The organism is Pseudarthrobacter sp. TAF60_1 (assembly GCF_052113505.1).
Lineage (GTDB): Bacteria > Actinomycetota > Actinomycetes > Actinomycetales > Micrococcaceae > Arthrobacter.
The window spans coordinates 1-6,362 of the sequence record NZ_JBFRDI010000031.1 but is presented as its reverse complement, the minus strand read 5'-3'; the positions used below and the strand labels follow the sequence as shown (position 1 = coordinate 6,362).

General features: G+C 62.6%; 6 protein-coding genes, 1 tRNA gene and 1 pseudogene. 1 reads left to right on the top strand and 7 read right to left on the bottom strand.

Annotated features, from left to right (window positions below; all coding sequences use genetic code 11):
* Positions 1 to 145: 145 nt before the first annotated feature.
* The 7 genes from AB4Y73_RS20220 to AB4Y73_RS20190 all read right to left on the bottom strand — a co-directional run bounded on the left by AB4Y73_RS20220 (position 146) and on the right by AB4Y73_RS20190 (position 5,134).
* Positions 146 to 1,495, bottom strand: coding sequence for an MFS transporter (locus AB4Y73_RS20220; protein ID WP_441874448.1), 1,350 nt, complete (start codon positions 1,493 to 1,495; stop codon positions 146 to 148).
* 157 nt (positions 1,496 to 1,652) lie between these two features.
* Positions 1,653 to 2,450, bottom strand: coding sequence for an IclR family transcriptional regulator (locus tag AB4Y73_RS20215; RefSeq protein WP_441874446.1), 798 nt, complete (start codon positions 2,448 to 2,450; stop codon positions 1,653 to 1,655).
* Between the two features lie 238 nt (positions 2,451 to 2,688).
* Positions 2,689 to 2,979: a hypothetical protein gene (locus AB4Y73_RS20210; protein WP_441874444.1), complete on the bottom strand. Its 291-nt coding sequence runs from the start codon at positions 2,977 to 2,979 to the stop codon at positions 2,689 to 2,691.
* Positions 2,980 to 3,105: 126 nt separating this feature from the next.
* Positions 3,106 to 3,181: transfer RNA gene (locus tag AB4Y73_RS20205), tRNA-Val, on the bottom strand.
* 109 nt (positions 3,182 to 3,290) lie between these two features.
* On the bottom strand, positions 3,291 to 4,217 hold the full coding sequence (locus tag AB4Y73_RS20200) for an NAD-dependent protein deacetylase (protein WP_441874442.1): 927 nt from the start codon (positions 4,215 to 4,217) through the stop codon (positions 3,291 to 3,293).
* 6 nt (positions 4,218 to 4,223) lie between these two features.
* Positions 4,224 to 4,718: a peroxiredoxin gene (locus AB4Y73_RS20195; RefSeq protein ID WP_441874440.1), complete on the bottom strand. Its 495-nt coding sequence runs from the start codon at positions 4,716 to 4,718 to the stop codon at positions 4,224 to 4,226.
* The gene (locus AB4Y73_RS20190) at positions 4,715 to 5,134 is read right to left on the bottom strand and encodes a DUF3052 domain-containing protein (RefSeq protein ID WP_441874438.1); all 420 of its coding nucleotides are present in this window, start codon (positions 5,132 to 5,134) and stop codon (positions 4,715 to 4,717) included. Before AB4Y73_RS20190 ends, AB4Y73_RS20195 begins: the two co-directional genes overlap by 4 nt.
* A 397-nt stretch (positions 5,135 to 5,531) precedes the next feature.
* Between AB4Y73_RS20190 and AB4Y73_RS20185 the strand changes: the two are divergent.
* Positions 5,532 to 6,362: pseudogene (locus AB4Y73_RS20185) on the top strand (pyruvate dehydrogenase (acetyl-transferring), homodimeric type); the annotation flags it as partial.

The window sequence follows — 6,362 nt, the reverse complement described above, 5'->3', positions numbered from 1 at the left end:
TGGTTCCGGAACGGACGCCCGCGTTGGCCGTCAGAGCTGGGCAGCAACGGCTCAACGCGGGCCCACTGATCATCAGTAAAAACTTGAAAACGAGACACGCCGCCAAGTTTTCCAGTCAGCGATCAACCGATTTGGGAGACACGCCCTAGCTGGCATCCTCCACAAGGACCAGGTCGCGGCCATTGGTCTCGGGGGTGAAGAACGTTGTGCCGAAGGAAATCAGCGCCAGCACCAGCGAATAGATCGCCGGAACAAGCCAGGAGTGGCCGGTGGCGGCGAGGAGGGCAACACCGATCATGGGAGCAAAGCCGCCGGCGAGGACGGCCGAGAGCTCGCGGCTCAGGGCCACACCCGTGAAACGGTGCTGCGAGCCGAACAGTTCCGGCAGCAGTGCGCACTGCGGGCCAAGCATGGACTGGACACCGAGGGCGATGCCCACCACCATGACCACCCAGACAAGGGTAACGCTGCCCAGCGTGACCAGGTAGAACGCGGGCAGGGCGATGACGGCCTGGAACAGCGCACCGTAGCGGTAGACCGGCACCCGGCCGAAACGGTCAGAGAGGGCTCCGAAGGTGACCACCATGACTGCTGCGGATCCGGCGGCAATGAGGAGGCCCGTGGGGCCGATGAACTTGTCGCCGGCAAAGATACCGGCGGGCATGCTGATGAAGGACACGAGCAGGGCAGAGTAGATGGACGAGTTGCCGTTTTCCCCCATCCGCAGGCCGATGCCGATGAGCACGTTCTTCTTCGAGTGCTTCCAGATCTGGCTTACGGGGTTCTTGACCACGGCCTTGTGCTTTTCAAGTTCCTGGAAGACCGGGGTTTCCTTGAGCCGGAGCCTGATGAAGACCGCGATGACGATCAGGATGACGCTCGCCAGGAACGGCACGCGCCACAGCCAGCCCTGCAGCACTTCCTTGTCCGCAAGGGCCATCAGGGCGAAGGTGCCAGCGCCCAGGAGCGTGCCGAGCTGGATGCCGACGAACGGCAAGGAAGCGAAGAATCCGCGACGGCGGCGCGGGGCCACTTCCGAAATCAGGGTGGTTGCACCTGCCTGCTCGGCTCCGGCGCCCAGGCCCTGGAGGATGCGCAGTGCCACCAGAAGCACGGCTCCCACCATTCCAGCCTGTTCAAAGGTCGGCAGGAGTCCGATGGCGAAACTTGCCGTGCCCATCAGCCCGATAGTCAGGATCAGAACCATTTTCCGGCCGAAACGGTCCCCGATGTAGCCGAACACGATGCCGCCGAACGGCCGGGCGGCGAAGCCCACGCCGTAGGTGGCGAAGGAGGCAATGACTGCACCGCTTTCACCCAACGGTGAGAAGAAGAGCGGGCCGAAGATGAGCGCGGACGCCAGGCCGTAGATGTAGAAGTCGTAGTACTCCAAGGCGGAGCCCACTGAGCTGGCAAGAGTTGCCCGTCGCAGCTGGTCCGGATCGACGGTGGCGCCGTCCACGTCAGCCTGCGGTGAATTAGTACGAGTTGTCACAAGAACTCCCTCAAGAACACTCCAGACCCCCGTTGGCCTGGTGGGATAGCGAAATCGCCTGCGGTGTAGATCACTATATTGAACAGAGTACAGCAAGTTGAACAGCTCGCAAGGGTTCGGCCGCTTTTTGGTTACCGCACCAGCGCCCAGCGACGAGCTAACCCATGGGATTGCCCAAGGAACGGGCCAGCTCCTTCAGTTCCTTGACCATCTGGGAGCCCTGTTCTACCGAGTAGGTTGCCTTTAGCGCCGTGACGGACAAGCCAAGGCTTGGCCCGTGGGCACCACGCGTGGGGACGGAGACGGCCAGGCACACGACGCCAGTGGTAGATTCCTCATCCTCGAAGGCATAACCCTGTTCCCGGATCTCGCGCAGCTGCGCTTTGAGCTCTGCACCCGTACGCAGCGACTTGGGTGTGAGCACCGGAAGCTCGGCCGAATCGGGAAACATTGCCTCGATGTCGTGGTCGTGGAGGCGCGCGATCAGGGCTTTGCCCACGGCGCACAGCGAGACGGGCATCTTGTCGCCAATATTGGACGTCAGGCGCACGGCAGGGTGCCCCTCGTACCTTGCCAGGTAGATCACGCTGGTGCCGTCCAGCATGGCTATGCGCACGGTCTCCCCGGAGAGGGTGGGCGCCTGTTCGCAGAACCGGTAGAACTCCTGCACCTCGTCAAGCCGGCTCAGGTAGGCCGCGCCGAGCTCTACCAGTTTGCGGCCAAGGGTGAATTCGGCGCCTTGGCGGCTGATGAGCCGGGCCTCTTCCAAGGCCAGCAACAGGTTGGAGGTGGATGATTTGGGGATCGCCAGCTCGCGGGCGAGGTCGCTCAGCGTCAGGCGGCCGGTCGCAGAGGCCGCCAAGGCCTCCATGACGGCGGCGGCGCGGGTGACTGCCGGAGCCGGCGACGCGCTCCCCAGTCCATCGGAGGGGCGGGAGGTGCGGGAATCGGCCATGATTCTCCTTCGATCGGCACGCCGGGGAGCGCTTGAGGTGCTGGTTGTTCATTCCGCTGAACAGTAACCATCATAATGGCTGCGCCCCGGTTCGGCGGAGAAAAATCATGCCGGAAGCAACGCCCGACACGTCAGAAGGGGCATTTGTTTGTTTCCGGCAGTTCACTGTATATTCATTTCAGACCCTCCACCGCGGCATCCCCCAATAGTCGCGGTGGAGGGTTTTCCAATGCCCTCCTCAGGCGGCATCGGCTGCTGATTCCCGCAGCCGCCAGCCGCCGCCAAGGCCATCGCGCTCCAGCACCATGGTGGTGAGCGCCGACTGCGGGTTGCGTCCGAGCCTCACCTGGACCTGGAGGACCTCAACATCGACCCGGCCAAGCCCCTTGGGCATCCGCCGCTGATTTTCCCACCAGCTCACCCGCTCAAACCACCTCACCGCCTCGGCACCTACGGCCCATTCCCTGCCTCCGCTGACCACCGCCGTCGGGATACCGTCCCGTGACGTCCTCACCACCACATATTCCATGGCGTGAACTCTAGGCAGGGGCACCGACAATAAGCCGCGTGGCGGCGCACCTCTCAAGCTGCAGGCGGGAAAACAAAAAACCCCGCTGCTCCCGACCGTGAAGTCTTGGAACAAACGGGGTTATATTGGTGGGTCCTACCGGGATCGAACCGATGACATCCACGGTGTAAACGTGGCGCTCTACCAGCTGAGCTAAAGACCCAAATGATCAGTTTTCGCACTTCAGTGCGTCGACCAACGAACATAAACTCTACCTGATGGGCAGGAGCAAAAGCCAATCCGCATGCTCTGGCGTGGCTCAAGCTCAGGTGTCAGAGATCGGGGAGCTCGGCTGCAAGCCACGTCAGCGACTCACTCACACCGGTATGGAGCTTGATGGTGGCCTGGGGGTCGCCCCGCGTCTCTCCGCGGTTGATGATCACCACCGGCTTTCCCTCCTTCGCCGCATGGCGGACGAACCGCAGCCCGCTCATCACTGTGAGTGAAGAACCGGCAACAAGGAGGGCGGCGGCGCTGTCCACCATGGCGTAAGCGGCCTCAACCCGCTCTTTGGGTACGTTCTCCCCGAAGTACACGAAGTCAGGTTTAAGCGTTCCGCCGCAGGCGGGGCAGGCCGAAACAACGAAGCTGCTGATGAGCGCTGAATCGTCAACGGTTGCATCGGCGTCGGGAGCCATTTCCACGAGGCCTGATTCGGTGGCACGCTCCAGGAATTCCGGGTTCAGTTCGGATAAAACCCCCGCCAGCAGGCGCCTCGTGTAGGTCCGCCTGCAGTCGAGACAGACCACCTGGTCATAGCGGCCATGAAGGTCAATGACGTTTGTGCTGCCGGCTTCTTCGTGCAGGCGGTCGACGTTCTGCGTGATGAGGCCGCTCAGCAGCCCCCGCCGTTCCAGCTCCGCCACAGCCCGGTGGCCCTGGTTGGGATCCGCATGACGTAAATGCGACCACCCGATGTGGTTCCGCGCCCAGTACCGCTGGCGGTTGGCGGGATCGCGCACAAACTCCTGGTAGGTCATTGGAGAACGCGGGACAGCATCGGGGCCACGGTAATCCGGAATGCCCGAATCCGTGCTCAGCCCGGCGCCGGTCAGGAGGGCAAGGCGTTTGCCGGACAGCAGAGCCCGGACGCTCTCCATCTCCTGCAGTTGTTCATCCGCCAGCGAGGCAGGATAGGCAGCGGGACGGCTGGCGAAGCCCGTCAGGCCTACGCCAACACCCCGCTGCCGCTGTTCCATTCGGCGTCAGGCCCGGCCCAGGCCTGCCAGAACCGCACCGTACTCCGAAAGCTCGCGGGCCTGTCCGCGCGGATTCACCACGACGTAGCGGATTGTTCCGGTTGCATCGATGATGAAAGTGCCGCGCTTGGCCATCCCGCTCTCAGGATCAAAGACACCGTAGGTGCTTGCTACAGCCCCGTGCGGCCAGAAATCGGCCAGCAGATCGAAGCTATAGGCTTCCTTTTCGGCGTAAGCCCGCAGGCTGAACTTGCTGTCCACCGACACTGCCAGGACCGTGGCCCTGGCATCCTCGAAGACCGCCAGGTTGTCCCGGATTTCGCAGAGTTCCCCAGTGCAGATCCCGGAGAACGCAAAGGGGTAGAACACCAGGACAACGTTCTGTCCGCGAAGGGCGGACAGCCTCACAGGCTCCCCGAACTGGTTTACCAGCTCAAAATCCGGGGCGGGCTCCCCCACCGCCGGGACAGGCCGTGCGGCAACGGAAAGCGCCGGCGTCACTTATTCTTCTTGCTGACCAGCCGGGTTGCGCTCCAGTCCTTGGAGACACCGGCGGACGTTGTGAGGTGCAGGCCTGCTGTTGGCGCCGCTTCCTGGATTTCCCCCGGGGACACGTAACCTTTCCGCCCGGACTTCGGCGTCAGCACCCAGACGACGCCGCCCTCACTCAAGGTGGTCAGCGAATCCATGAGGGTATCCACCAGATCGCCGTCGCCGTCCCGCCACCAAAAGATGACGGCGTCTACAACGTCATGGTCCTCTTCCTCCAGGAGCTCGGACCCCGTGAGGTCCTCAATATCATCACGTAAGTCGAAATCGACATCGTCGTCGTAGCCGAACTCCTGAATCAGATCCCCGCTTTTGAAACCCAATTTTTCCGCCACATTTACCGAAGTGGCGGCGTCGGCCTCGCTCACGTGTTCCTCCAATACCTAATACTTGCAATTTGCATAGTGATTTCCATTACCCCAAGCCAACACCCTTTGTGCCTGCGCTTCAAGCTGTCAACCCCGCGATCCGCCATATTCTGCGTCACATCCGGGGCAACCAGCCTGCATTGCAGCGCCTTTCGTCACACAACCAGTATGACGGTGAAATACAACTGCAGTGCCATGCACGCGGCTACGCATCGCGCTGAAGTCAGAGCTAGAGTGGCTGGTGACAACTATGCCTGCGGGGCGACCGCCTGGAACTGAATGCAGACATAGGCGTGATAGGACCCTGCCCGGCGCACATGACCGGGCTGTTGTAACCGATACGTCGCACACGTCGCAGTCATCCCGGACAGTCACCCTGCCCGGCGTGAGGGCGCCGATGCATGCGCGCAAAGAGAGGTTGGACGTGGCTGCAGGAGAAGATACCTCCCATATCCTCAGCGGGTTGACTAACCAGCTGCCTGATCGTGATCCGGAAGAGACCGCCGAATGGGTTGAGTCCCTGGACGCACTGATCAGGGAACAGGGCACCGAGCGTGCCCAATACATCATGCGGAGCCTGCTGCAGCGTGCCGGCGCGCAAAGCGTCGGGGTGCCGATGGTGACCACGACGGACTACGTGAACACCATTCCCGTGGACCAGGAAGCGCAGTTCCCCGGTAACGAGGAGTATGAGCGGCGGTACCGGGCGTATATGCGCTGGAACGCTGCGATCATGGTGCACCGGGCGCAGAAGGCGAACATCGGCGTGGGCGGGCACATTTCCACGTATGCCGGTGCCGCGACGTTGTATGAGGTGGGCTTTAACCACTTCTTCCGGGGCAAGGACCACCCGGGCGGCGGTGACCAGGTCTTTTTCCAGGGCCACGCGTCCCCTGGCATGTACGCGCGTGCGTTTATGGAGGGCCGCCTGACCGAGGAGGACATGGACGGCTTCCGGCAGGAGAAGTCCAAGGAGGGCCACGCTCTGTCCTCCTATCCGCACCCGCGGCTGATGCCGGAGTTCTGGGAATTCCCCACGGTCTCGATGGGCATCGGTCCGATGAACGCGATCTACCAGGCGCAGTCCAACCGGTACCTGCATAACCGCGGGTTGAAGGACACCAGCGACCAGCAGGTCTGGGCGTTCCTGGGCGACGGCGAAATGGACGAGCCCGAGTCCCGCGGCCTGCTCCAGCTCGCCGCGAACGAAAACCTGGACAACCTGAAC